At 67.1% G+C, this 23,752-nt stretch carries 21 protein-coding genes and 1 pseudogene; 15 read left to right on the top strand and 7 right to left on the bottom strand.

All coding sequences use genetic code 11. The features are described 5' to 3' along the window. Window positions 1–753: phosphopantetheine-binding protein (locus ACH4RG_RS34790; RefSeq protein ID WP_397932393.1), on the top strand; the 753-nt coding region annotated here is incomplete at its 5' end. A 107-nt stretch (window positions 754–860) separates the two neighbouring features. Next, the gene (locus ACH4RG_RS34785) at window positions 861–2,435 is read left to right on the top strand and encodes a methylmalonyl-CoA mutase (protein WP_398540762.1); all 1,575 of its coding nucleotides are present in this window, start codon (window positions 861–863) and stop codon (window positions 2,433–2,435) included. Between the two features lie 242 nt (window positions 2,436–2,677). On the opposite strand, the pseudogene ACH4RG_RS34780 reads toward ACH4RG_RS34785, so the two are convergent. Beyond that, window positions 2,678–3,037: pseudogene (locus ACH4RG_RS34780) on the bottom strand (hypothetical protein); the annotation flags it as partial. Between the two features lie 251 nt (window positions 3,038–3,288). On the opposite strand from ACH4RG_RS34780, the gene ACH4RG_RS34775 reads away from it, so the two are divergent. The 3 genes from ACH4RG_RS34775 to ACH4RG_RS34765 all read left to right on the top strand — a co-directional run bounded on the left by ACH4RG_RS34775 (window position 3,289) and on the right by ACH4RG_RS34765 (window position 6,607). After that, on the top strand, window positions 3,289–4,125 hold the full coding sequence (locus ACH4RG_RS34775; RefSeq protein ID WP_398540761.1) for a squalene/phytoene synthase family protein: 837 nt from the start codon (window positions 3,289–3,291) through the stop codon (window positions 4,123–4,125). 190 nt (window positions 4,126–4,315) lie between these two features. Next, on the top strand, window positions 4,316–5,377 hold the full coding sequence (locus ACH4RG_RS34770) for a polyprenyl synthetase family protein (protein ID WP_398540760.1): 1,062 nt from the start codon (window positions 4,316–4,318) through the stop codon (window positions 5,375–5,377). Between the two features lie 141 nt (window positions 5,378–5,518). After that, window positions 5,519–6,607, top strand: a complete 1,089-nt coding sequence (locus ACH4RG_RS34765; RefSeq protein ID WP_398540759.1) for a polyprenyl synthetase family protein — start codon at window positions 5,519–5,521, stop codon at window positions 6,605–6,607. A 193-nt stretch (window positions 6,608–6,800) separates the two neighbouring features. Here ACH4RG_RS34765 and ACH4RG_RS34760 read toward each other — a convergent pair whose 3' ends face one another. The 3 genes from ACH4RG_RS34760 to uppS form a co-directional block, all read right to left on the bottom strand. Continuing rightward, window positions 6,801–7,580 carry an ABC transporter permease gene (locus ACH4RG_RS34760; protein ID WP_398540758.1) on the bottom strand — a complete coding sequence of 260 codons (780 nt, stop codon included), beginning with the start codon at window positions 7,578–7,580 and terminating at the stop codon, window positions 6,801–6,803. Next, on the bottom strand, window positions 7,577–8,191 hold the full coding sequence (locus tag ACH4RG_RS34755) for an ABC transporter ATP-binding protein (RefSeq protein ID WP_397932400.1): 615 nt from the start codon (window positions 8,189–8,191) through the stop codon (window positions 7,577–7,579). The genes ACH4RG_RS34760 and ACH4RG_RS34755 overlap by 4 nt, the downstream gene beginning before the upstream one ends. Window positions 8,192–8,333: 142 nt before the next feature. Continuing rightward, entirely contained in the window at window positions 8,334–9,143 is an 810-nt protein-coding gene (uppS, locus tag ACH4RG_RS34750; protein ID WP_397925492.1) for a polyprenyl diphosphate synthase, read from the bottom strand. Window positions 9,144–9,960: 817 nt separating this feature from the next. On the opposite strand from uppS, the gene ACH4RG_RS34745 reads away from it, so the two are divergent. The 4 genes from ACH4RG_RS34745 to ACH4RG_RS34730 all read left to right on the top strand — a co-directional run bounded on the left by ACH4RG_RS34745 (window position 9,961) and on the right by ACH4RG_RS34730 (window position 15,093). Further along, window positions 9,961–10,392, top strand: a complete 432-nt coding sequence (locus ACH4RG_RS34745) for a DUF2243 domain-containing protein (protein ID WP_398540757.1) — start codon at window positions 9,961–9,963, stop codon at window positions 10,390–10,392. Between the two features lie 20 nt (window positions 10,393–10,412). Further along, window positions 10,413–11,216: a cytochrome c oxidase assembly protein gene (locus tag ACH4RG_RS34740; RefSeq protein WP_398540756.1), complete on the top strand. Its 804-nt coding sequence runs from the start codon at window positions 10,413–10,415 to the stop codon at window positions 11,214–11,216. A 566-nt stretch (window positions 11,217–11,782) separates the two neighbouring features. Then, a complete protein-coding gene (locus tag ACH4RG_RS34735) occupies window positions 11,783–13,120 on the top strand; it encodes an APC family permease (RefSeq protein ID WP_398540755.1) in 1,338 nt (445 codons plus the stop codon). A 629-nt stretch (window positions 13,121–13,749) separates the two neighbouring features. Next, a complete protein-coding gene (locus ACH4RG_RS34730; protein ID WP_398540754.1) occupies window positions 13,750–15,093 on the top strand; it encodes a hypothetical protein in 1,344 nt (447 codons plus the stop codon). A 1,178-nt stretch (window positions 15,094–16,271) separates the two neighbouring features. Here ACH4RG_RS34730 and ACH4RG_RS34725 read toward each other — a convergent pair. Beyond that, window positions 16,272–16,658 (bottom strand): WXG100 family type VII secretion target, encoded by a 387-nt coding sequence (locus ACH4RG_RS34725; protein ID WP_397925468.1) that lies wholly within the window; start codon window positions 16,656–16,658, stop codon window positions 16,272–16,274. Between the two features lie 222 nt (window positions 16,659–16,880). Here ACH4RG_RS34725 and ACH4RG_RS34720 point away from each other — a divergent pair, with 222 nt between their 5' ends. Further along, the gene (locus tag ACH4RG_RS34720) at window positions 16,881–17,186 is read left to right on the top strand and encodes a WXG100 family type VII secretion target (protein ID WP_030079993.1); all 306 of its coding nucleotides are present in this window, start codon (window positions 16,881–16,883) and stop codon (window positions 17,184–17,186) included. A gap of 14 nt (window positions 17,187–17,200) precedes the next feature. Here the strand turns inward: ACH4RG_RS34720 and ACH4RG_RS34715 are convergent, their stop codons facing one another. Beyond that, entirely contained in the window at window positions 17,201–17,767 is a 567-nt protein-coding gene (locus tag ACH4RG_RS34715) for a hypothetical protein (protein WP_398540753.1), read from the bottom strand. A 103-nt stretch (window positions 17,768–17,870) separates the two neighbouring features. Between ACH4RG_RS34715 and ACH4RG_RS34710 the strand changes: the two genes are divergently transcribed. From ACH4RG_RS34710 to ACH4RG_RS34690, 5 genes are all read left to right on the top strand, one after another. Next, window positions 17,871–18,956 (top strand): RNase A-like domain-containing protein, encoded by a 1,086-nt coding sequence (locus ACH4RG_RS34710; protein ID WP_398540752.1) that lies wholly within the window; start codon window positions 17,871–17,873, stop codon window positions 18,954–18,956. 26 nt (window positions 18,957–18,982) lie between these two features. Then, window positions 18,983–19,543 (top strand): hypothetical protein, encoded by a 561-nt coding sequence (locus ACH4RG_RS34705; protein ID WP_398540751.1) that lies wholly within the window; start codon window positions 18,983–18,985, stop codon window positions 19,541–19,543. A gap of 58 nt (window positions 19,544–19,601) precedes the next feature. Next, window positions 19,602–19,901 carry an RNase A-like domain-containing protein gene (locus ACH4RG_RS34700; RefSeq protein WP_397925462.1) on the top strand — a complete coding sequence of 100 codons (300 nt, stop codon included), beginning with the start codon at window positions 19,602–19,604 and terminating at the stop codon, window positions 19,899–19,901. 13 nt (window positions 19,902–19,914) lie between these two features. Continuing rightward, the gene (locus ACH4RG_RS34695; RefSeq protein ID WP_397925460.1) at window positions 19,915–20,571 is read left to right on the top strand and encodes a contact-dependent growth inhibition system immunity protein; all 657 of its coding nucleotides are present in this window, start codon (window positions 19,915–19,917) and stop codon (window positions 20,569–20,571) included. 681 nt (window positions 20,572–21,252) lie between these two features. Beyond that, a complete protein-coding gene (locus ACH4RG_RS34690; protein ID WP_397925459.1) occupies window positions 21,253–22,902 on the top strand; it encodes a Dyp-type peroxidase in 1,650 nt (549 codons plus the stop codon). Window positions 22,903–23,352: 450 nt separating this feature from the next. Here ACH4RG_RS34690 and ACH4RG_RS34685 read toward each other — a convergent pair whose 3' ends face one another. Then, window positions 23,353–23,739, bottom strand: a complete 387-nt coding sequence (locus tag ACH4RG_RS34685; RefSeq protein ID WP_398540750.1) for a hypothetical protein — start codon at window positions 23,737–23,739, stop codon at window positions 23,353–23,355. Between the last annotated feature and the right edge of the window lie 13 nt (window positions 23,740–23,752).

Here is a 23,752-nt window from a genome sequence, read left to right as displayed (position 1 = left end):
ACCGCCCACCTCACCGACCACGACCTCGCCCGCATGAACCGCACCGCCATCCGCCCCCTCACCAACACCCACGCACTCCAACTCTTCGACGCGCAGGAACACCACCACCGGCCGGTCCGGATGGTCTGCAACCTGGACACCGAACGGCTGCCGATGCTGCCGGTGTTCTCCCGGCTGGCGACGGTGCGGCAGACGGCCGGCACCGCCCAACAGGGCCCCGCCCTCACCGACCAGCTCGCCGGGCTCACCCCCACCGAACAGCACGAACACCTCCTCACCCTCATCCGCCGCCACACCGCCCAGATCCTCACCCTCGACTCACCCACCACCATCGAGCCCGGACGCGGCTTCCTCGACCAGGGCCTGGACTCCCTCACCGCCGTCGAACTGCGCAACCGCCTCAGCACCGCCACCGGCATCCGCCTCCCCGCCACCACGATCTTCGACCACCCCACCCCCATCGCCCTCACCGAACACCTCCACCACCAACTCGCCCCCACCACCACCGACACGACCCAGGAGCAGTCGTCCCGGGCGGTCGAACGGGTCCTCTCGGCGCTCGACGGGATCAAGGGCATGCTCGCCGCCGTCCCGGTCTCCGACGTCACCGCCACCCAGATCCCGGCCCAGTTGCACGCCCTGCTCGCCGAGTTGGACGAATCCGTGGGATCCGCGGCAGAAGGGGACGTGGCCGACCAGTTGGAGGCGGCCTCGGCCGAGGATCTCTTCAAGTTCATCGACAGCGAGCTCTGAACCACTGCCTCATGGCCACCGAACGCCACCGTCACGTCCGGCAGCCCCCGCGGGCTGCCGGACGTGCCCGGCGCCTCTGACCCCATGCCCCGTGAAAGGGACCCGCCATGAGATCCGCTCACGAGTCGGAGCCCGGACCGCCCATCGAGCCGGTGTACGGGCCGGACGCGCCGCAGGGCTGGGACTCGGCCGACGAACCGGGGGCACACCCGTTCCGGCGGGGCGTGTACCCGACGATGCGCACCGGCCGGCTGCGGACGATGTGCCGGTACGCCGGTTTCGGCACGGCGAAGGAGTCCAACGCGCGCTTCAAGCAACTGATCGCCAACGGCACGACGGGTCTGTCGGTCGCCTTCGACCTGCCCACCCGGATGGGGTACGACTCCGACGCCCCGCTCGCGCACGGTGACGTCGGCAAGGCCGGCGTCGCGATCGACTCGATCGACGACATGCGGATCCTGTTCGGCGGGATACCGCTGGACAAGGTATCGACGTCGATGACGATCGACGCCCCGGCCGCCGTCCTCCTGCTCCTCTATCAGCTGGTGGCGGAGGAGCACGCGGTCGACGCGGGCCGGTTGACCGGCACGATCCGAAACGACGTGCTGGCGGAGTACATCGCGCGGGGGACGTACATCTTCCCGCCCAAGCCCTCGCTGCGGCTGGTCGCCGACGTCTTCAGGTACTGCAGGACCGAGATTCCCCGGTGGAACACGATCTCCGTCTCCGGTGACCCCATGGCCGAGGCCGGTGCCTCGCCCGCTCAGGAGATCGCCTTCACCCTCGCCAACGCCGTCGAGTACGTGCGTACGGCGGTCGCGGCCGGCATCGACGTCGACGACTTCGCGCCCTGCCTGACGTTCTCCTTCGTCGCCCGGCCGACGATCCTGGAGGAGATCGCCGAGTTCCGTGCCGCGCGCCGGGTCTGGGCGCGGGTGATGAAGGAGGAGTTCGGGGCCAGGAGCCCCGAGTCGCTGGCGCTGCGCTCCCACCCGCAGACCGTGGGCCGGCAGTTGACCGCGCAGCGGCCGGGGGTGCACCTGGGGCGCGTCGCCGTCCAGGGCCCGACGGCGGTACCGGGCGGCGCGCGGTCCCGGCACACCGAGTCCTTCGACGAGGCCGTCGCCCTGCCGACCGACGGGTCCGCCCGCCCGGTGCCGCGTACCCAGCAGATCCTCGCGTACGAGACGGACGTGAACGGGGCCGTCGACCCCTTCGCCGACTCCTGCGCCGTCGAGAGGATGACCAGCGACATGGAAGCCGCGACGCTGGAGCTGATGGCCAAGGTGGAGGGGGCGGGAGGGGCCGTGGCCGCCATCGAGCACGGCCTGCAGAAGGACGAGATCGAGCGCAACGCCTCCCGAATCGCCCTGGAGACCGACTCCGGCGAGCGGCTCGTGCCCGGCGTCGACTGCTTCGACCTCGAAGAGGAGGGGGCCTACGAACCCCTGCACATCGACCCCGCGACCAGAACCCAGCAGGCCGAACGCCTCGCCAAGCTGCGCGCGTGGCGGGTCGGCGAAGACGTTCACACGGCGCTGACCGATCTGCGCAACGCCGCCGGGGGCGAGGGCAACGTCCTCTATCCCATGAAGGAGGCCCTGCGCGTGGGCTGCACCGTCGGAGAGGTCTGTGACGTGCTGCGGGACGTCTGGGGGGTCTACCAGCCGAAGGGCCTCTGACGAAGGGCCCCGTCCACGAGTCCTTCGTGCGCACGGGGCGTCGGACGGGCGTCACGCCCGAGGGCAACGTCCTGGTCGGTCGTTGCTGAGGGTTTCAGGGCGGGCGCCTGCCGGTACAGCCAGCCGCTCGGCCGCCACGCCCCAGTGACCAGACACCCGCCGAGCGAAGTGGTCAGGTGTCGGGTCCCTTCTCCGAGCGCCAGGGGCGGCAGCCCTGGTGGGGCGAGCGCCGGCCTCGATCTGGCATACGCCGAACACTGACCGGCATGGGTTCCGTCGGGGTCGCCGAGCAGGGCGTCCCGGACGTGGGCACGCCCGGCCGGCGGCGAGGCCATCTCGTCGAGGAACTGTCCCGCCCACGCGTCGAGATCGGCCCGCAGGCTTCCGAGATCGGCCGGAGCCGTTTCCGGACGGAGTCGTTGGACGGCCACGTCGGACAGGAGTTGCTGCAGGTCGCCCACGGCCCCGCCCTCCCTCCGGGAGGGAGACCCGGCCAGCTGCCCCGACTCGATCAAGGGAACCGAGCAGTCTGCAGTTGCTGCGGGCGAAAGCGCCAAGGGGCCCTGAGCTACTACTGGCCTGGTCCGGGCCGGGCTGGGCATCTGAGGGCCGCGCTCCGCGTCAGATGTGCGGAGGCTCGATACGCGCGTGGCGCCAGGGGAGGCAGAGCGGGGCCAGAACGGCGTGACAGATGACGTGCTCCGTTCGTTGTTCTGATGGATCGATGTCGGTGCGCATGTAGTCCTGCCTGCACGCCCCTAAATGTGAGCGAGGGAAGCCCGTGCGTTGGTGGCGGCGGTGTCTGGATGCGGCAGGAGTGAAAGGGAGGCGGCTGCGGGCCGACTACGGTCACGTGGCGCGGTTCCTCATGCGTAGTGATCCAGCGGCTTACGCGGCTGCTCGGGTTCTGGCGCCGGCGGCTTCCCAGCCGCATCTGCTCGCCGGTTTCGCGTTCGCGTCCTTCACCGACGACGTGTGTGATGCGGGCGTCCTCGAGGAGCGCAGACGACGCTTCGACCGGTGGGCGGGTCTGGTGCGGACGGGGTTGGACACCGGCCGGGGGGAGCACCCGTTGCTCCGGGCTTTTCTGCACACTTCCGACGAGTGCCGTCTGCCGCGGCGATGGGTCGAGTCCTATCTGGAGGGTACGCAGATCGATCTGGGCTTCCCCGGCTTCGTCGACGAGTCCGACTACCAGGCGTATGTCGATCAGCTCACCTGGCCGTTCGCCATGCTCACCACCGGCCTGGTGCGGCCGGGTGGTGGGGACGAGCAGTTCGCCCGCTCCTGCCGGCTGCTCGCCGACGGCTGCCAGCGCACCGATTTCCTCGCCGACCTGGCGGAGGATCTGCGGGGCGGAAACCTCTACCTGCCTACTGACGACCTTCAGCGGCACGGCGTGACGCGGGGCGATCTCGAGCAGGGCCGGGACACTCCGGGTGTCCGCACGCTGATCTCAGCGACTGCCGACACCGCGCATGCCACGCTCGAAGAGGCAGGCCGAATTGTCGACGAAGTCGCAGAGTCCCATCGTCCGTTGGTGCGCTGTGTACTGCGTCTGCACCACCAGCGGCTTCGGGCCATCACTGCGCGGGGAGCCGGTGTCGCGCGCGGGCCCCTGCGGGACCAGCCGGTGGCATGTCTGCGTCTGCTGGTTCAGGAGCGCCGGTCCGGTGTGGAGCGGGCGTGATCCGGCGCCGTTCCTGTCGTTGATGATGCATGCGGATCACATGCTTGACGTGGCGCTGCAGGCGGCGCGGGCTGTTGCGGAATCCGGGTGTGCCGGGCGGGCGGAGCTGCCGGGTTCCGCTTTTCGCCGGCCGGGCGGACCAGCTTGCGGACCAGGTCGGAGGGGTGGGTCTGTGGCATCGGCTGTCCCCGTGATCCAGGAAGAGATCGACCTGTCGGCGGTACGCGAGCGAGTCGATGCGGTACTGCAGGATTTCTTGGACGGCAAGATCGGCTCGGCGCGTGGGCGGAACCTTCCACCTGAGGTGGTGGACACGCTGCGGTCCTTCCTGAATGCCGGCGGCAAACGCATCCGTGCCCTGCTGTGTGTGGTGGGCTGGCATGCCGCCGGCGGGCGTGGGGACACGGAATCGGCCGTGCGGGTGGCCGCGTCGCTGGAGCTGTTCGTGGCCTTCGCCCTCATCCACGATGACATCATGGACGACTCGGTCAGCCGCCGTGGCCGCCCCACGGTCCACCGGGCCCTGCGCACCCGCCTGATTCCGTCGCAGCGCGCGGAGCGGCTCGGTGCGGGCGGTGCCCTGCTGGTGGGCAACCTTGCTTTGATCTGGGCGCAGGAGTTGCTGCACACCGCTCAGTTGTCCTGCGAGAGGCGGCAAGCGGTACACGCGTTGTACGACGCGATGCTGGAAGAGGTGATGTACGGCCAGTACCTGGACGTGATGGGCACAGGCCGGGACACGGATGACGTCGAGGCGGCACTGGAGATCGTCCGCTACAAGACAGCTACCGCGACGATCGAGAGACCGCTGCAGCTGGGCGCTGCCGTCGCCGGGGGCGGTGCGGAGGTCCTGGATCGGTTCACCGACCTCGGGCTGCCGCTGGGCGAGGCTTTCCAGCTCCGGGATGATCTGCTGGACGTGTTCGGCAGCACGGACGGCGCGTGTGCTCCGGGACTGGGTGATCTTCGGGAAGGAAAGCGCACCGTGCTGCTGGCCCTGGGCATGCAGGCGGCCGGTCCCGAGCAGCGGCAGCGTCTCGGTGACCTGGTGGGCCGGTCCGACCTGGACGAGTGTGGGGCGGGCGAAGTGAGGACCATCCTGGAGGCGACCGAGACGCGGGAACGAACAGAGGCCATGATCACCGCCCGTTATGATCACGTCGTGCAGGTGCTCGAGACGGCTGGGTTCCCGCCCGCCGCCTACCGCGCGTTGCACGGGCTGGCCGCTGCCGCCGTCTCCTACAGCTCCTGAGCTCGGGACGTTCCCGGTCCCGCAGCCGTCGCGAGGCACCGGTACCCCGGCAGTCGGTGAAGCGGGCGCCGGTGCTTGACTCCGGGCTGCCGTCGGCGGTCGACGCCTGTCCTATGTCTTTTCGATCAGGAGGACTTCCCCGTGACTGATTCCGCTGTCCTGAGCACCCGGATCCGGACGCGTCTGGCCGGGTACGAGAACCGCTTCAGCACCCTGTTCGAGGAGTACTTCCACACTCTCGGCACTGATCTGGAGGTGCCCTCGTTCAGCAGGTTCACGCCCGAGTGCCTGGAGCTGCTGCGGGACCTGTCGTTGCGTGGAGGGAAGCGGATGCGCGTGGCGCTGGTCCATGAAGCCGCCCGCCTGGTGACCACCGAGCCGGTCGAGGCAGTGGACGACGCCGCGCTGAGCATCGAGCTGCTGCAGACGCACGGGCTGATCCACGACGACATCATCGACGACAGTCCCACCCGCCGGGGCGGCCCCTCCACCTACTACGCCTACCGGCACGAGTTCCCCGACCACCCGCAGGCCGCCCTGGGGCTCGCCATCCTCGCCGGTGACCTGGCGCTCGCCCTGTCCCTGCGGGTACTGCTGGAGTCCACAGCGCCTCCTGCCATCCGGCAGGCCATGGTCGAAGTGCAGACCAGGGCTGCTTCAGACACCTTCCTGGGCCAGATCATCGACCTCGAGCGCGACTTCTCCCCGGCCACGGAAGAGGAAGCGCTCCACTGTGTGGCCGACTACAAGACCGCTCGCTACTCGGTATTGGCCCCGATGCAGCTGGGGTTGCTTGCCGCGGGCGGGCAACCGGACCTCTTCGAGGAGGAGCTGCGCCGCTACGCCCGGCTGGTGGGGATCGGCGGGCAGATGCGCGACGACTACCTCGATCTGTTCGGAGACCCACAGATCATGGGCAAGCCCATGGGGGCCGACATCCGGAGCGGGCGGCGCAACTACACCGTCCACGCCATCCTCGCGGCCGCTACGGATGCCGAGAGGACCGTGGTGGAATCCGCGCTCGGTGACCCGGACTGCACCGAGGAGACCATCGCAGCCGTCCGCGACATCGCCGAGCGCCGCCGGGTACCGGTGCAGATGCGCGGCGGCATGCGGCGCTACGCGGAACTGGCTTCGGCCGAGGCGGCCGGCTGGCGCTCGAGGTGGCGAGCGGAGTCGGTCGCGTTCTTCGAATACCTACCGCAGTGGGCCATGGAACGGATCCGATAGCGCCCGGCGGACACCGGCCGAAGAAGGACGCGTCTCAGGTCCCGGGGACGACGCGGGTGACGGGAGCTCAGCGTGCCGCGGGCGGCCCCACGCGGTCCGCGGCAATCAAGCGGGACCAGGTATCCAGTCGGCTCCGAGCGGAGGATCTCACGGTGCCCGAACAGTGGCGGCGGTGCCCCTGGCGGTGTGCTGATCAGCCGCCCGGGCGGCTGGTGGACGCTGCCGCTCGGGTGCGTACGGCGAAGGCCGTCATGCCCAGCGCGGCCATACCAAGAGCCCAGCCGGCACCCAGCAACAAGGAGCTCCAGGGCACGGTCTGCAGCCCGCCGGCTGCGACGGCGGCTTGCACCGCGCCGTGGGCGGGGAGGTAGCGCACGACGGGACTGTCGGCGTTGGGGTTGATCATCGGGTTCTGCAGCAGCAGGTCGATGGAGCTGGTCATGATGGCCAGGAACATCCCGGCGAGTTCACTGCGCAGCACGGCCGCGAGCACGATGCCGAACGCTCCGTAGGTGAGGGCGCCGATCAGCATGCCCGCGGCGAAGACCATGGGCTGCGCCGGGTGCCACAGCAGGTGGGTCCAGGCGGTGGCGTAGACCGCGACCATAGCGGCCACCACGACCAGCGTGGCGCATTTCGCCGCCGCGAGACAGGACCGCGGGTAGCCCGCCTGCACCAGACGCCGGTCGAACAAGGCGGAGCGGGCAGTGGCGATGAACATCATGAAGGCGATGACCAAGGTCAGAGCCTGTAGCGCCCCGGTGATCTGGGTCAGGACGTTGGCGTCCATGACCAGCCAACGGTCCACCGCGCGCACGTGGAACCGCAGCGGCGTCCGGGCCACCACCTCGAACGCCAGGGTCGTCCAGAGCGGGACGAACAGCAGCACGATAAGCAACGCCAACCGGTTGCGGGACTGTTCGACGAGTGCGAACCGCAGCGCGGTCCGCAGGCAGGACCACCACCGCTTCACGAGTCCCACCCGTCGGCGCCGGCCTGATCGGCTTCATGGAGAACGCCTGCCTTCAGACGGTACAGGGTGTCCAGGCGGGAGGCGTCGTAGGCGAGGTGGGAGACCACCAGCACCGCGCACCCCCGGTCGCACAGGGTTCTGGCCAGGTCCCAGAAGCGCAGGTAGGTGTCCCAGTCGAAGCCCTGGTACGGCTCGTCCAGGAGCAGCACCTGCGGATCGTGCATCAGGGCCAGAACGAGGTTGAGCTTCTGCCGGGTCCCGCCGCTGAGCGTTTCCACGCGCTGGTCCCGGTAGCCGGTGCAGTTCAGCTGCTCCAGCAGTTCGAAGGCCCGGTCGAGGCGGCTCAGGCCATAGGCCGTCCGGAGGAAGAGCAGATGCTGCTCGACGGTGAACGCCCCGTGGAGCACCGCGTCCTGCGGACAGCTGCCCAGCGTTCCCCGGCGCTCCGCCATTCCACTGTCCGCGGCCAGGTCACCGGTGAGGATTCGCAGCAGCGTGCTCTTCCCGGCGCCGTTCTCACCCACCACACCCACCATCTGCCCCGGGAAGACGTCCAGAGAAACCCCGCGCAGGACGGGGCGGTTCCGATAGCTCTTGTGCACGTCCCTCATGCGCAGGCTCGGTCGGCACTCGGCCGTGGACGAGGTGCCTCCATACAGCGCACGCGGCTGGTGACCGGCCGTTCGCATCACACGCGTCCCGTCTGCTCGATCGTCGTCACACCCTGGCGCGGCTCGCACCGCGGCCGGCGCATCACAGTCCTCTGCGTCGTCGACGGCCCTGGTAGTCCTCCAACGCGTCCTCCAGGGCAGACGCGTCGAAGTCCGGCCACAGGACGGGAGAGAAGTACAGCTCCGAGTGCAGCGTCTGCCATGGCATGAAGCCCGACAGCCGGGTCTCCCCAGAGGTCCGGATCACGAGATCCGGATCGGGCAGGCCGACGGTGTCGAGGTGCCGAGCCAGTTCCTCGGCGCTCAACCGCTCATGCTCTGGAGGGAGGTGGCCGTCCGCGGCACGGCTGTCCAGAAGCCTGCGCACCGCACGCGTGATCTCGTCCTGACCGCTGTAGGCGATGGCGAAGTTCACCAGCGGGCCCTGAACAGTACTGCTGCGGTGTGCGTGGTCGCGCAGTTCTGCCGCCACGGGGGACGGCAGGAGATCCAGATCGCCGAGGAACCCGATTCGCCACTGCCCCAGAGAGGCGACGTGTCCCACGAACGCCGCGATGACGGGGAGCCCTTGGTCTACCTCCGCGCGGGACCGGCTGAGATTGTCGATGGACGTCGTCCATAGCGTGAGGACTTCGATCCCGGTGCCCGTACGGCATCGGTCGAGCAGTTCCAGCGTCCGCTCGCAGCCGCGCCGATGGCCCTCCAGGCTCGGGAGGCCCTTGTCCTCGGCCCAGCGCCGGTTGCCGTCGGGGATGACTGCGAGGTGACGAATCGGAGGTACGACAGCAGGTGGATCGACAAGGCTCGCCCCGGCGGCGAGCGGGACGGCACATGCGGCGTCCGCCGCAGAAACGATGGGGCTCCGCCCGCCCGGGGCGCCTGAGCTCACCATGGTCCACCCCTCGTCGGCACCCGGTCTCCAGGCCGACTGCGATTCCGTCTCGCCAGTCGTCCACCCGTACAACGACCGTTCCCTCCTGACGCAACGCCCGTCCGACACAGGAGCGCTCTGCGGCCTCCGCTCCCGTCCGGATCGGGAGCCGGTCGCGGCGACCGGGCGGGGGAAGGTCGGTCACCGCGATGCGGACGACGCCCAGGCTCTCGTGGCGGGAGAGGAGCGGGGCGAAGCACCGTCCGGGGATGCCCTGGAGGACGGCGGTCACGGTGAGTGTGTACGCGGAGGACTATGGCCTGATCGTCGTCTCGGACACCGAGGTGGGCATGTGCGGGAACTTCGCCGACTCCTGAACCGCCTGTCGCCCGTGGGAGCTCGGCTCCTGACGAGGCAATCCGAGAGGATGCCCCGTGCTGAGCCGTTCCGCCTCCTATCGATCCCGGACACCGGAGAGCCCCAGTCGGACATCGGTGACTGGCTGACGGTGCTTGCTATGACAGCCTGACGCAGAAGAACGCCGAGTAGGTCCTCGGAGGCGAACTTCGCTGATGCGCCAGCGGCCCCACAGCCCCACCGGAGCGGACCTCAAGGCCCTGGAGGCGGGCCTGCGGCGCATCGCCGTTGACCTGGAAGGCTACGTCACGGGAAATGGTCACCGATGGTTCACCCGGATGCCGTGTCCAGCGGCTCATGGTCACGCCATCGGGTAGGTGTACCGGTCGGCGCACGCCGTTTCTATCGGGAGGGGGCCTTCATGGATGCACCGGAAAGTCGACACCTTGGACGGCAAGGGAACTCTGAGCCTCGAAGGTCGATGGTGGTGTGCGGGGTCATCGGCGTGGCGGTGATGGCGGCCGTCGACGAGATCGTCTTCCATCAGATCCTGGGATGGCATCACTTCTACGACCGCTCCACCAGCGGTGTGGGACTCATGTCCGACGGGCTCCTGCACACCGCCGAACTGCTGGCACTGATCGCCGGGTTCTTCCTCTACGCAGACCTCCGGCGCTCCGGCACCCTCGCTCCTGCCTACGCCTGGGCCGGCTTCTTCCTCGGTCTCGGGATCTTCCAGGTGTTCGACGGGATCGTCGATCACAAACTCCTTCGGCTGCATCAGATCCGCTACGGCGTGGACATCGCTCCCTATGACTGGGCGTGGAACGTCGGCGGCCTGGTCCTTGTAGTGACCGGTCTGCTGCTGGGTCTGCGCGCCAGGCGATCAGGCCGAACCGGATCAGCGGGCTGACAGCCGTGCATGCCCATCCGGTGCCCGCCGACCCTGGCCTGTTCGCCCACGGACTGGCGCTGGCCGGGATGGCGGCGGCCATCGTCTATTGGTGGGCCGCAGGCCGGCTGTTGCGGCGAGGGGATGCCTGGCCCCGATGGCGGACGATTTCCTTCACCGCCGGAAGCGCCGGTATGGCATGGATCGCGGTGAGCCCCTTGCCGAGAGAACCGTTCACCGCCCACATGATGGAGCACCTGATCCTGGGCATGGCGGCTCCGCTGCTGCTCGTCCTTACCCGACCCTTCACGCTGACCCTGCGTGTACTGCCCCCCGGCGCAGCACGCCGCAGCCTCCTAACACTGATGCACTCGCGTCCCACCGCCTGGATGGTCTTTCCGCCGGTGGCAGCACTGCTTGATCTCGGAGGGCTGTGGCTGCTCTACCGCACGGAACTCCTTGCAGCCGTACAGCACCATCCCCTGGGGCACACAGCGATGCACGCGCACGTCCTGGTCGCCGGGCTGCTGTTCACCTTCTCCATCTGCCAACTGGACCCGGTACGCCACCGTCGCAGCCTTCTCCTTCGCGGAGCGACGCTGCTCGCCGCCGGCGCCGCGCACGCCGTACTCGCCAAGACCCTCTACGCCACTTCGCCGCCCGGCACCTCATTCACCACCGCGGACGTGCAGACTGGCGCACAGATCATGTACTACGGCGGTGACATGGTGGAAGCCGCACTCGCTGTTGTACTCGCCGCCTCCTGGTACCAAGCAGCGGGCCGCCGAGACCGGCGCCTCCGCACGAATCTTCTTCAGACGACTAGCCCGGACACCAGTCCCTGAGTGAGGCTTACGTAACGGATACATCTCGCGCACTGCCGCGACCCGACCACCCGAGATTGCGCCGGCTCTCTGCCCCGCCGAGCCCTCCCCCATACCGCTCCGTCGTCCTACCGGATGGCTGCGACGGTCATGCGACTTGATGTGCGCCCCTCGGGGTCCTCTCGACCACTTCAGCCGGACGGGCGAGCATGCTGCACCTGGACGAGAGCGTCGACGGCGGTGTTGTGGAGCTTCGCGGCGGGTCCTCGTAAGGAGTGCTCATCGATGATCACCAGCGTGTTCTGTCCCCAGCGACGTACCTTCAGCGCGATCCGGGCGGTGCCCAGCCATCCGCTCTCGGCCTCCAGCTCCAGACGTGCGGGGCCTCACAGCGTCGCACGACCGTGTGCCCCCAGGCGGACCACCAGCAAGCCGCACCGTGTACGTGATGTCAGCCCTGGCCTCGGGCCAGGTGCCTTCGTCGGGCGCGAGTCAGATGTTCCGACCACCCAGTCGCCGTAGCGCGCGGGATACACGAGGACCGAGGCATACGAGGGGTTCGCCGTCTGCGGGCCGGCAGGCCGGGTATGTGGTGCGACGTGCAACCACTTCATACGACTCCCCCGGCCCCGGGCTCTTCAACACCTCTCAAAAAAGCTCTGACCACCTCGTTGCTCTACTTCTTCATTCTCGGAGACGTCCTTGGGGCAGGTGTGTACGTCCTGGTGGGCCAGGTCGCCGCCGAGTCCGGCGGTGCTGTGTGGGCTCCCTTGCTCGTAGCTCTCTGTCTGGCTCTTCTGACAGCTGCCTCCTACGCGGAGCTGGTCACCAAGTACCCGCGTGCGGGCGGCGCTTCGCACTACGCCACCTTGGCCTACGGCCCGTTCCTCGGCTTCCTCGCCGGTTTCTGCATGCTGGCGGCCGGCGTCGTGTCGGTGGCCGCCTTGGCCCGGGGATCCGGTGGAGACTATCTGGCCGAGTTCATCACCCTCCCCGTGGTGGTGGTGACGATCGTCTTCCTCTCCGCGTTGGCGCTGTTGAACGCGCGGGGCATCCGTGAGTCGACCAGGGCCAACGTCGTCGCCACGGTCATCGAAGTCGGCGGGCTGCTCCTGGTGATTGGGCTGGGCGCCTGGATCGTGCTGCGCGGCGACGGAGACATGGGAAGGCTGACGGACCTGGGCACTGAGCATGAGGGCCCTGTGGCGGCCTTGCTCAGTGGCGCGGTGCTCGCCTACTACTCGTTCGTCGGGTTCGAGACGTCCGTCAACGTGGCCGAAGAGACGCGTGACCCCCGTCGCTCGTATCCCCGAGCACTCTTCGGCGCGCTGCTCACCGCAGGGGCGGTGTACGCCTTGGTCGGCGTGGCAGCAGCGGTGGCCGTGCCGACCGGGAAGCTGACGGAATCCAGCGGGCCGCTCCTCGAAGTCGTCCGCACGGCCGGGGGAGTCCCCCCGGAGCTGTTCAGCGCCATCGCCCTGGTGGCCGTCGCGAACGGAGCACTGCTGACGGGCATCATGTCCTCGCGCCTGGCCTACGGCATGGCACGGGACGGCCTCCTGCCCCACTTCCTGACAAAGGTCCTCCCCGGCCGGCGCACCCCCTGGACCGCTATCGCCACGACCTCCGCGCTTTCGCTGCTTCTCGCGCTGACCGGTGGTGTATCCACGCTCGCCTCCACCCTGGTCCTGCTGCTTCTGGTGGTCTTCTTCCTCGTCAACACCTCGCTCCTCGTCCTGCGCCGCGACACGGTGCCCCAGGACCATTTCCGTGCACCGACCCTCATCCCGGTCCTCGGAGCCCTGTCCTGCGTCCTGCTCGCCACCCGGATCGAACAGGACGTGTGGCTGAGAGGGCTCCTCGTCCTGGCCGTCGGCGCGGGGCTGGGCATCATCGCCGCCGTACGATCACGCGGGCCCTTCTGACGGGGGGGCAGCGTTCTTGTCGTGGCCCTGCCCCTTCATGGCTCGGCGCTGGATCAAGCGGCACCGCCCCCGCGCTGCTCGAGACCACGGCCCCGCAAGCCATCAGCCGAGCCCCAGGGGACGCCCTCGTCGCAGCGAGCGCCGAGGGCGACTTCGTGCCCATGAAGATCCCTGCCCAGCGTCGCCGACGCAACATCGTCGGCGAGGACGAGGCACTGCCACTGGCTGGGCTTGATCGTGGCGAAGGATGTGGTTACCTCGAACCGCAGTGAGAATCTTCCCGGGGTCGAGTCTTCCAGAGGGAGCGAAGCCTGGCGCTGAGGGCCGCCAAGGGTCCGTGGCTGACCCACGCTCCCCACCCAGCCCATGAGCGGGCGGGCCCGGCCGCCGACACCGTACCCGACGCTGGCCCGAACCGCGGGTTCTCACCGTAGATGCCATCTGAACGAAGCACTCCCACCAGCCCGCCTCTGTTCCGGCAACGGGAACGGGCATTGTGAGCGGGCAACACAGCCGCACAACTACGGGAGGGCCGCGTGCGCGGGGACCTGAACGAGCGGCAGCACGCCGTACTCGCCTGGGTAGGCCAAGGATGCCCTCCCGGGTTTTGGCCGGACAGTGCATACAAGGTGAGCGCTCAGGCCCTGCAAAGCCGAGGACTCATCAAAGCCACCAAACGCCGTAGGCAGTGGGACGCCAAGCTCACCGAAAAGGGACAGCTCTATCTCACCGCCAGCGTTACCGGCCCCAAGGGAGCTGGCGGTGAAGTGCCCGGGTCTGCCGGCGCAGCAGTGCTGTCGCCTCAGATCCGCCCCGTGCCGAGGTCCCGCACCAAGAACTACACCAACCAGCTCCTCGAAGAGCTGGCCGCGAACAACAACCACCTCGTCAAGGCAATTGGATCCGGGCCGCACGCAGTGAACTGGGCATCGCGGATCAGCGCCGCACGCCAGTCCGGCAAGATCGCGCGCACACAGGAACTCCGTGGCAAGCACACGTACCACGGCTACGAAATCAAGCTCGTCGATATCCCCGCCTGGCGGCTCGCCGAACCCACCCCCATCGCGGTGCGAGCCAGACTCACCAGACCCCATCCAGTGGTCTCGGCCCTCCAAAAGCACCCCCAGCGCATGGGACTGACCGAGTCCGTCTACAACCGAGCTCTACGCCTCATCCAAGCCCTTGTCACCGCCGTCGAATCGAAGGGCTACACGACCACACTCGGCCCCACTCCAGACACTCCCCCGCCCCGCCATCGTCGACAGGCGGCACCACACTTCACCATCACCGCCCAGGACGAATCCATCGACGTCCTCGTCCTACAGGAACAGGACCACAGCAAACACGTCCCTACCGACAAGGAACGCGCCGACGCCGAGAAGCACACATGGATGCGCATTCCTCGCTTCGACTACACCCCCGCCGACAGATTGCGTTTCATCCTTCGGGGCGGCACCCCGCACCGCGGCAGCGAATGGGCCGACCTCGACACCCGCCCCCTGGAAGATCAGCTCGCCGAGATCGCGCACGAAGTTGCTCTCCGAAGCGAAGCCGCGGAACACAGTCGTCACGCAGACGAGCAAGCCCAGGAGACGGCTCAGCAGAACCGGGAGAACGCCTTACGCCTAGCCCATGCCGCATACGCCCACGCCTATCGTGTCCAGCACCTCGGAAAACAGACAGACGCATGGCACGAAGCCAAGCGCCTGGCCGAATTCGTCACAGCAGTACGCGACCACACCGCACCCCTGCCACCCGGACAGGAAAAGACCGAGATCGAGAAGTGGCTAGCGTTCACAGACGCCCACCTTCAGCAACTCACCAAAGCCGCCTCGGCGCCGAAGCTACCCACGCCGCCGCACCCCAGCCGCGCAGATCTTGAGCCGTACCTCGCCACCGTGAAGCCGTCCGCGAACCGAGCTCAACCTCGGCCCCATAGTCAGCCGGACCAGAGACCCTCAGACCACACCTGACGGATCGCCACCTGCGCACAGGAACGCCTGACGCTCCATCAGTTGATGCGTCAAACGTGCGTCACGTGCGTCAAATATGCGTCAAGATATCGCCCGTAACGCACACAACGCACATAACGCACACTCGCTAAAACAGCAGGTCAGCGGCCCTTTTCAGCAGGCTCAAGGATCGCGACGCACTCCACATGGTGCGTCATCGGAAAGACGTTGGCCTGGGCGAGTCACGGAAAAGCCCAGGTCAGACACCCTTTTCTCAGCTCGCCATCCCGCAGTGGAGCACCTGGAGCGTCAAACGAGCGTCACTGCCGACAGTCAGTGACCAGGCTGCCCGCCGGGGCCGGCTACAGGTGCAGTCCCACATGGTTCACGATGAACCGCTTCTCTTCGGAGTCGAGGGAGAAGTAGATGCGTCCCACCTCGTCGGGCGAGACGGTGTCCCGTATCTCGGTGGGCCTGCGCGAGAAACCTCGCCCCGTCCTGGTGCACGATGGTCACGACACCCAGCTACCGACCCACGGCGGCGGGCCCGAGCTCTCTGGGCGTCCTGTCCCGGCGCGGCCTGCATCGCCATCGCGACGCCGCAGGAGATGGGTGACCCCGTCCTGATGTGCTCGGACCGCCCTGACCGCCGAAGGTCGTCCGTCCGGCCCGGACCATGACACACGCCGTCTTCTCGTAGCTGCGCAACGCTGTTGCCGGGAAGCCGCCCGAGGCGCCCCGGCCACGCCGGACTCCAGGACTACGTCGACCACTTCGCGGCCCGCCTGGGCTACCCGCACCGACGACGCGACGCTCCTCGCCCTGCGCCGGATCGGCACGTAGGGCTGGGGCAACGCGCGGGAAACAGGGTCCGACCGAGGACCTCAGCGGCGACCTCGATGTACCGGCCGGAACACGGCCGTGCGGGGCGGCGTTGGCTACGAGTTCCGCGACGAGCAGCGCGGTGGTGCCGGATGCCTCGCTGCCGTGCGGCACGCCCCATGTGTCGAGCTGGTGCAGCAAGAGCCGACGGGCAAGGTGCGCGCCACGCTGGGTGGAGGTGAACCGCTGGAGGAACTCAGCCGCGAAGGGTTGCGCATGGCCGGTGCGCGGCACAGGCGGCCGCACCCGGCCGATTCACGTCCGGAGACGGCACCGTGGAGGACCTCGGACCGTGTCGAGGGGACACTCTCTGTGCTTCAGAGGTCTTGCAGGCGGCTGCGCGGAGGCTGGTTCGACGGCGTTGACAAGGCGTCCGCGGCTGCTTCTATGTTGACGTCGACCTGGACTCTGCGGAACTGTTCAAGGGTTTCGAGCTCCTGGTCCGTGAAGCAGCCTTCGCTCAGACGAATAGCTTCCGCCAGGAATTGAATGGTCAGCCCGATGCGAACGGCATCCTCCGCGGCGCCGCGGTGGAGCGATCGATAGGACGTGGCAGTGGGGCCCTGCCAGCCGGTCTCGATGCCGTCGACGATCTCGTCCATGCGCTTGAACTGCTTGCCGAGATACTCGTGCATGTCATCCAGATCGTCCGCCAGTTTCTTCAACTGCGGTGACGTATAAGCAAGTTTGGGCTCATCACCCATGCCGGTCCCCCCACGTTCGAACCCGTGTTGCAAGCCGACCAACCCTAGCAACACGGACACGACTTCACAGACATGGGGTGTCACGCACACGCACACGCACACCTTTATCACCTCTGCCAGGAAGGGCTTCGAAATGGGCAGACATGCGACCCGGCGCCCGCACGGACTCCGCTCAGGTGATGAGTAGCATCATTGGTGACTGCTTCTAGGGGGATCATCACCGTGCCGAACGAAGACCGCATCACTGTTAATTTCGCTACTTTGCAACAGCTTTCGGGTGACCTGGAGGGCATCCTCCGCATCCTCAACGAGAAGCTGGAAACGTTGTACGAGCGGACCGCGAAAGCCGTGCTGAGCTGGGACGGTGAGGCACGCGAAGCGTTCATCGACGAGCTGGACAAGTGGAGTCACTCCGCCGGCGACCTCAAGGCAACCCAGGCGTGGCTCCACGAGGTCGTGGTGAAGGGGCACCTGAACTACGCCGCGGCCAACAGGTCCGTTCTCGAAGGCTGGGGAGGCGGTGCCTGATGGCCGGCCCTTCCTCACCCGCCCAGCCACTGGGTGGTAGCGGCACCATCGACGTCAAGCCGAGCGACCTCTGGTCGGTCTCCGGTCGGGTCGCCGCACAGCAGGACTTCCTGGTGCGGGGTGCCAAAACGCTTCTTGAGGAGCTGGGCAAGTACCCCGACGCAGGCGGTGCCGGCACAGAGGCCGAGAAGTTCGCCCAGGCGTACAAGAAGATCGGCAATCGCTGGCTGGAGGTCTGGGGCCGGTCCGTGCTCAGCGTCGGCGGTGTGGCAGTCGGTTTCACCGAGACAGCCAACGCCTACACCAAGGCCGACGTCGCGGCCCACCCCAAGCCCGGCAAGACAGCCGAGCAGCGCCCCCGGCCCACGGTCATCGACAAAGCCCCGAACCTCGGCTCCGTCCCCGACATCAAGTGGGGCGATGACGACGGGGGCGACGACATCCTGCGGGGCTTGATGGAGGGCATGCCCGAAATCGTCCGGGATCTCCTCCATCCTCTGTGCAAGAACGTGTTCCGGGTCGGCAGGGTGGCAGACGTCTACCCCTATCCGGAACAGCACTACCTCAACTCCCTCTGCCACAGCTGGATGAACGTCTCCATCACCGCGTCGCGTAGGAGCGGACCAGCTCACCCAGGCCGTCGGGGCCATCACCAACCACCAGCAGGCCGAGTGGGAGGCCGCGATGCGGACCTTCTGCAGCGCCCTGTGGGGAGGAACAGCCTGGGGGCAGCGACAGCACGGCTACCAGTGGGCGCAGACCGCCAACTCCGGTCCCGGAACACCTCGCGTCCCCACGGGCAGTCAGCCCGTCCTGGCCGTACTGAAGGACACGGCCGATGACATCGCCACCATCCTGCGCGAGTACGCGGAAGCCGCCGTCGACCTGAACCGCGACGTCAAGGACGAGCTCGACCGCGCCATGTGGAAAGCCGCCAAGGACATTATCGAGGACCTGGCCAAGCCCAAAGACCTGAAGAGCGCGCTCGGCGCCGCGACTTCTCTCCTCGGCAGCGGCGCCGGCCTGCTCCTGTCGTTCGACGTCAAGACGGTACTGAACCTCGACACCGGCAAGCTGAACGGGATCGTCGCCACATACACCGGCATCCTGGACGGCCTGACCACCCGGGTGACGGCACTGAAAGGGCCGCTGGACGAGGCGTACCGCAGCGCCCCCAAGTTCGAGGCCGGCGTCGCCCGTGCGCACGGCTTCGGTACCCGGGCCCTGGAGGAATTCAAGGACTCGAAAGTCTGGCTGAAGGTTGATTCGAACGGCAACTACGACCTGAATCTCGCCGCCAACGAATACATGGCGAACGGCCATACTTTGGACAAGCACGTCGGAAAGACGGACGAGCAGTTGGCGCAGCGCCTGCGTGACCAGCAGTCGGGCGGCCCAACAGCGGCCTGGCCCCATGGCAAGCCGATGCCCAGCGGCTCCTCCGCCTTCCCGAACTACCAGCGCGCCGAGGAATTGACCGAGCGCAACCTCAACACGAACAAGGTCGCCATCGAAGCATGGATCAAGGGGCCTCCGCCGGCCTCCAACGGCGACGTCAAGTCGTTCTACGACACGGTGCCCAGCGGCGAGAGCAGTGGCCGCAGCGTGAGTAAGCAGCCTGTGGACCCCAACGACCCTCTGTCCGGGTACAAGCAGGGCGGTCTGAATGCCAAGGCGTACGACGTGAGCGGTGTCGACACGCGTATCCGCTACGACAGCAGCCGCAACCCTCCGTTCACTGTCATGACGTCGATGCCCTCCAAGCCCTAGCGAAAGCCGAGAAAGGCCAGCACCACATGTCCGTTGACCAGACGTCCTGGGAAGCCGCGGTACGCCACTTGTACGAGGACGCGTACCCGTACGACGCCACGGGCTCGCGTCGCCACGAGAACTGGGTCCTCGACGTCCTCGCTCTGATGGCACGGGCCCCGGACCCCCGCGGTTGGACCGGCCTCGATGACGCGGCTCAGAACTCGGAGCGCGAGGCGTCCCCCACCTACCCCTTCGTCGCCCACCCGCCGGAGTACATCGCGAGCCGCCTCCAGGAGATCGATCGAGACAGCGCCGAGAGCCTGCTCCTCGCCCTTACCGACGACGGCTGCACCCTGTCCAACCTGAGTCGCTTCGCCGAAAGCGAGACGGAGCTTCGGGCGATGGCGCGCACGATCCTCACGCGCTACGGGGGCTCCGCCAGTTTCCACACCAACGTCAACAAGCCCGGTCACGCGAGCGGCACGCTCGACTTCACATCGTCGGGCTGGGCGTACAGCCCGCTGAGCGTGTACTCGGAGGACTACGGCCTGATCGTCGTCTCGGACACCGAGGTGGGCATGTTCTGGAACTTCTCCGACTACTGAACCGCCTGCCACCCGTGGGAGCTCAGCTCCTGGCGAGGCAATTTGAGAGGATGCCCCCGTGCTGACCCGATCCGCCTCCTATCCCGACCGGGAGACCGCCCAGTGGGCCACCCAGCAGGTGGTGACCGCCAACGAACAGGCCCTCCACCGCTGGCTCGCCCAGAACACCCGGGTTCGCCTCACCATCGAGGCAGCCTGGCCGTCCCGTGAGGAGCCCGTGGGCAGGGTCCAGCTGGAGGGCGACCTGCTGGCCGGGCGCGGCCCCGTCGATGTGCACGCGGCGCGCGTGGTGCTGCGCCGCGAAGCGACGAGTCCGCTCGGCTTCATCGTCCACACGACCGTCCCGTTCTACCTGTAGGGGTCACACGCACATGTCCATGAAGCCCCTCGAACACGACCGGCGGTACGGCGAGCTGGACCAGGTGATGCGCGCGTATCTGGGTCAGCCGGCCGACGACGACCCGGAGCGGCGCAGTCGCGCCCTGGACGCGTATCTCCGCCATACCTGGCATACCCGCCCCTCGGCCATCGCAGAGGCAGAGCGACAGCTGCGCGAATACAGCCGCAATCCTCCAGGCCGCATCCGGCAGGAGCTGGGTGAGTTCTACTCGATCCCGGACACCGGAAAGCACCAGTCGGACATCGGTGACTGGCTGACAGTGCTGGCCGACCACCTGAAGAGGAGTATCGAGGAGGGCGACGTCCCGGAGCCATCGTCCCCGCAGACGCACTGGGAGTGGCACGCCCGTTTTCCGGAGACGGCGCAACTGCTGGGGGGCTGGTTCTCGCAGGACATCGTTGACGAGTTTCGCGGCCACGACGCCGCAGTCGCCGACTACGCCGGCACCACAAACCCGCAGTTGGTCGCCCGCCTCGTGGGTGAACTGCACGAGTTGCTCGCCCTCCCCCTGGACGAGGGGGACTACGCCCTGGCTGCCGCCGAACTCGGCATGGAGGTGAGCCCGCCGGAACCGTTCTCCCACGGCGCCTGGTTCCAGTCGCTGGCGGCGACGCTGTCCGGCGTCTGATCCGGCTGGACGGTCGAGGGACGGGCGCTCCTCAGCCGCAAGACGGCACGAACGTGGACAGCATCGCAGGGCCGAGCCTTCGCGAGACCCCACCTGAAGGTCCGACCGGCCGGTGACCGCAGTCCTTCGAGGACATCGCCAGGGCCGTAACAGCGCAACCCGGAGGAGACGCAGGCGATCCGCAGTCCGAAGGCGGATGTATCTCAGCGCCCTGACCGCACCGACCGGGGTCAGGACGGCTACACCGACCTGGCCACCCGGGCGGCCAGATGACTCGCGGCGGCCAAGGAACCTCTCCTCCATAATGACGCGACGACCCGTGCTGGGCCGTGGGTTCGAGGCTCACCTGACGCACCATAAGAACGAGCGTCAGATGAGCGTCGAGCCCGTCGTGCACCATTCCCGACGAAGACCGCCGCAGACTGCTTGCCCCTGCGCTCTTGGGTGAAACCGCAGGTCAGAGCAGTGTGCCGGGACTGCGGCGCGCTCCACGTCGCGTCCGGTGGAAAACATGTCGAGCGCATCGCCGTGCCTGAGAACGCCGGAAAAACTGCAGGTGAGAGCCCCTTTACTGCAGGCTCCAGAATCGCTACGCACTCAACATGCGAAGTCATCGGAAACATGTCAGCGTGAACGGGTAGCCGAAAAGTCCAGGTCAACGCTACTTTCTAGGCTCGTAGCATGGTCTGCGCCCTTCGAGAGCGTCAAACGAGCGTCACAGCCGACTCTTCTCACCCTCTCCGCCGGACAGAGTGCCGGCCGCGCGGCCGGACCAGCTCCATCCGGCACTGCTGGGCGCCAAGGCATCGACTCACCGCCAAACGACGACACCAACTCCGTCGGCACGAGCCGACCCCCCCGCCGCCCTCGTCAGCAAGGGCCACCCAGAGCCCGACGCAACCGGGTGGCATCAGTCCGGTCGCGCCCGATCGTGGTAGGTCCGGTGCTGCGGAGTTGGACCAACTGGCTCCTGCCGGCATCGAGGTCCTCCCGGATCGCGTACCACTTCTCACGCCGGACACCAGGACATTCTCGGGGCGACAAGACCGAGTCTCCCCTGTTCATCGATCCGCAGTGGTCGCCCCCGTGGGCGACAATCCGGAGCTATTCAGTGTGGGTCCTTGCCATCCACTCCCTGCCGCTCGGTGCCGACACCAACTGGCCTACCAGGAAACAGTCCGTAAAAGCACTGTCGTGGGCAGGATTCGGCTGACAGGGTTAGAAATGATGGGGCAACAGACTCATTGGAGTGAGGTCGAAGTGGTACGGCGTAGAAACCTGATGGCTTCGGGCATGGCGGTTGCTCTAGCAGGTGGAGGAGCGGCTGCCTACCGGTTGTCAGTCAACGGCGGCGCAGGAGCCGCTGCCACCTCTGGCGACTCGACTGGCATCCCCCTTCAGCTGCGCGGAAACTTGCCGGAGCGATATTTGGCATTGATCGCGCTTGATAGTGGAGGCCCTCGTGGGGGGCTGAGAAATCTCGTTGATCGGGTTCACGCTTCCGCCGAGCCAGGTGCGTCTGTGGGGTTCGCTCTTGGAGCAGCATTCTTCGGCCCCAGGGATTCATTTCCCCGCCAGCTTAGAGCGATGCCGCCCTTCGCGGGTGACCTTCTTGAGCCCGCCATGTCGCACGGAGACCTTCTCGTGCATGTCGTGGGCAACAAGGCCGGGGCGATACAGAAGACCGTCGAACGCATCAGGAACACCAGCTCCGCGCACTGGACTATTCGGTGGCACATCGAAGGATCTCGTCCCGGCAACCGCCTCGAGGACGGCAGGAGCCTGGCCCGTAACCCGTTCCACTTCACTGAAGGCTTCGGAAATCCCGACACCGAAAGGGAATCCCTTGACCGCGCGCTCATCCCTTCCGATCAGAACGAGCCTCAGTGGGCTGTGGGCGGCAGCTATCAGGTTGTGCGCATCATCCGGTTCGCGACTGACTTATGGGACAAAGACTCGGTAGGCGAACAGGAACGGATCGTCGGCCGCCAACGCGACGGGAGATGGCTTGACGGCACACCGGTCGACGAACAGCCCAATTTCGCGGCAGATCCGACAGGCAGGCTTACGCCGCTTGATTCGCATGTACGTCTCGCAGCTCCTGACCGCCGCAATCCCCCACCGATCGTGCGGCGCAGCTACAGCTACGACAAGCGAAATGGCGACAAAGGGATCATCTTCTCCTGCTTCCAACGAGACCTGGCTCAAGGATTCGAAGCAGTTCAGAAACGCCTGGAGGGAGAAGCCATGGCAAAGTATTTACTGACCACCGGCGGCGGCTACTTCTTTGTCCCTCCGCATGGTGACGGCTGGATCGACGCACTCAGTTAGTCAGGCTGATCTCGTGGAGTCGTTATAGGATTTGGTACGCAGGCCGGTTTCGGTGAGGCCGCCGCCGATCAGGCTGCTGCGGTACTGAATGTGCCGCAGGCGCGGAGATCGTCGCTCTCAAGGAACTCCTCGACCACGCCCGCATCGGCGTAACCGCCGCCGCCTACGCCAACGTCCGCTTCCGCCTCCAACGCGACGTTTTGCCCCCTCAATACCCTCCGTGACCCCCGTGAGTCCGGCGCTCGACCCCACGACCACGACGAACCATCACTTGGTGCAGCACCCGCCCGTCGATGTTGCCGTCAGGCACGTAAAATGCCCCGCCGAATATACTCCGGCGGGGCATTTTATTCAAATCGATGAATGTCCGACTTCACTTTGAGCGAGTCAGAGGAGTCACCCGCAGTCAAGCTCGAATGAATTGACACTGCCACCTGGACGTGCCGCCAGTCAGAGCGGAGGAACAAGCACGATCAGGAATTCCGGCACCTCCACGGCCTCCGAGTAGATACGAACGCGCGAAGGCCCTGGCGACAATCCGATCGTCACCAAATTATCCCCGGTGACGTCGCGAACTCTGAGTCGACCGTGCTCGAATGTCAAAGACCCGTCAAAGAGCTCCGAAAGCCCGTCTGGCTCTTTCTCGCCTTCTTGGACCTCGATCAAAACGAGGCCATCCATCGCGTGGGTAACGCCGATAGTTACAGACCTGGTCGGGTCAGGCTCCGCAAGTTCACCAGACGAATTGGTCTCTGCACTCAGGGGCCGATCGGCATCCTCAACGAAGACCACGCCGTTGGAGGCAGCAAACTGCAGGGCAGCCAGCTTTTCATTCATAGTCACTCCTAAG

This window comes from Streptomyces sp. NPDC021019 (assembly GCF_044333295.1).
Taxonomy (GTDB): Bacteria; Actinomycetota; Actinomycetes; order Streptomycetales; family Streptomycetaceae; genus Streptomyces.
This window is presented reverse-complemented; position numbering and strand designations above follow the sequence as displayed.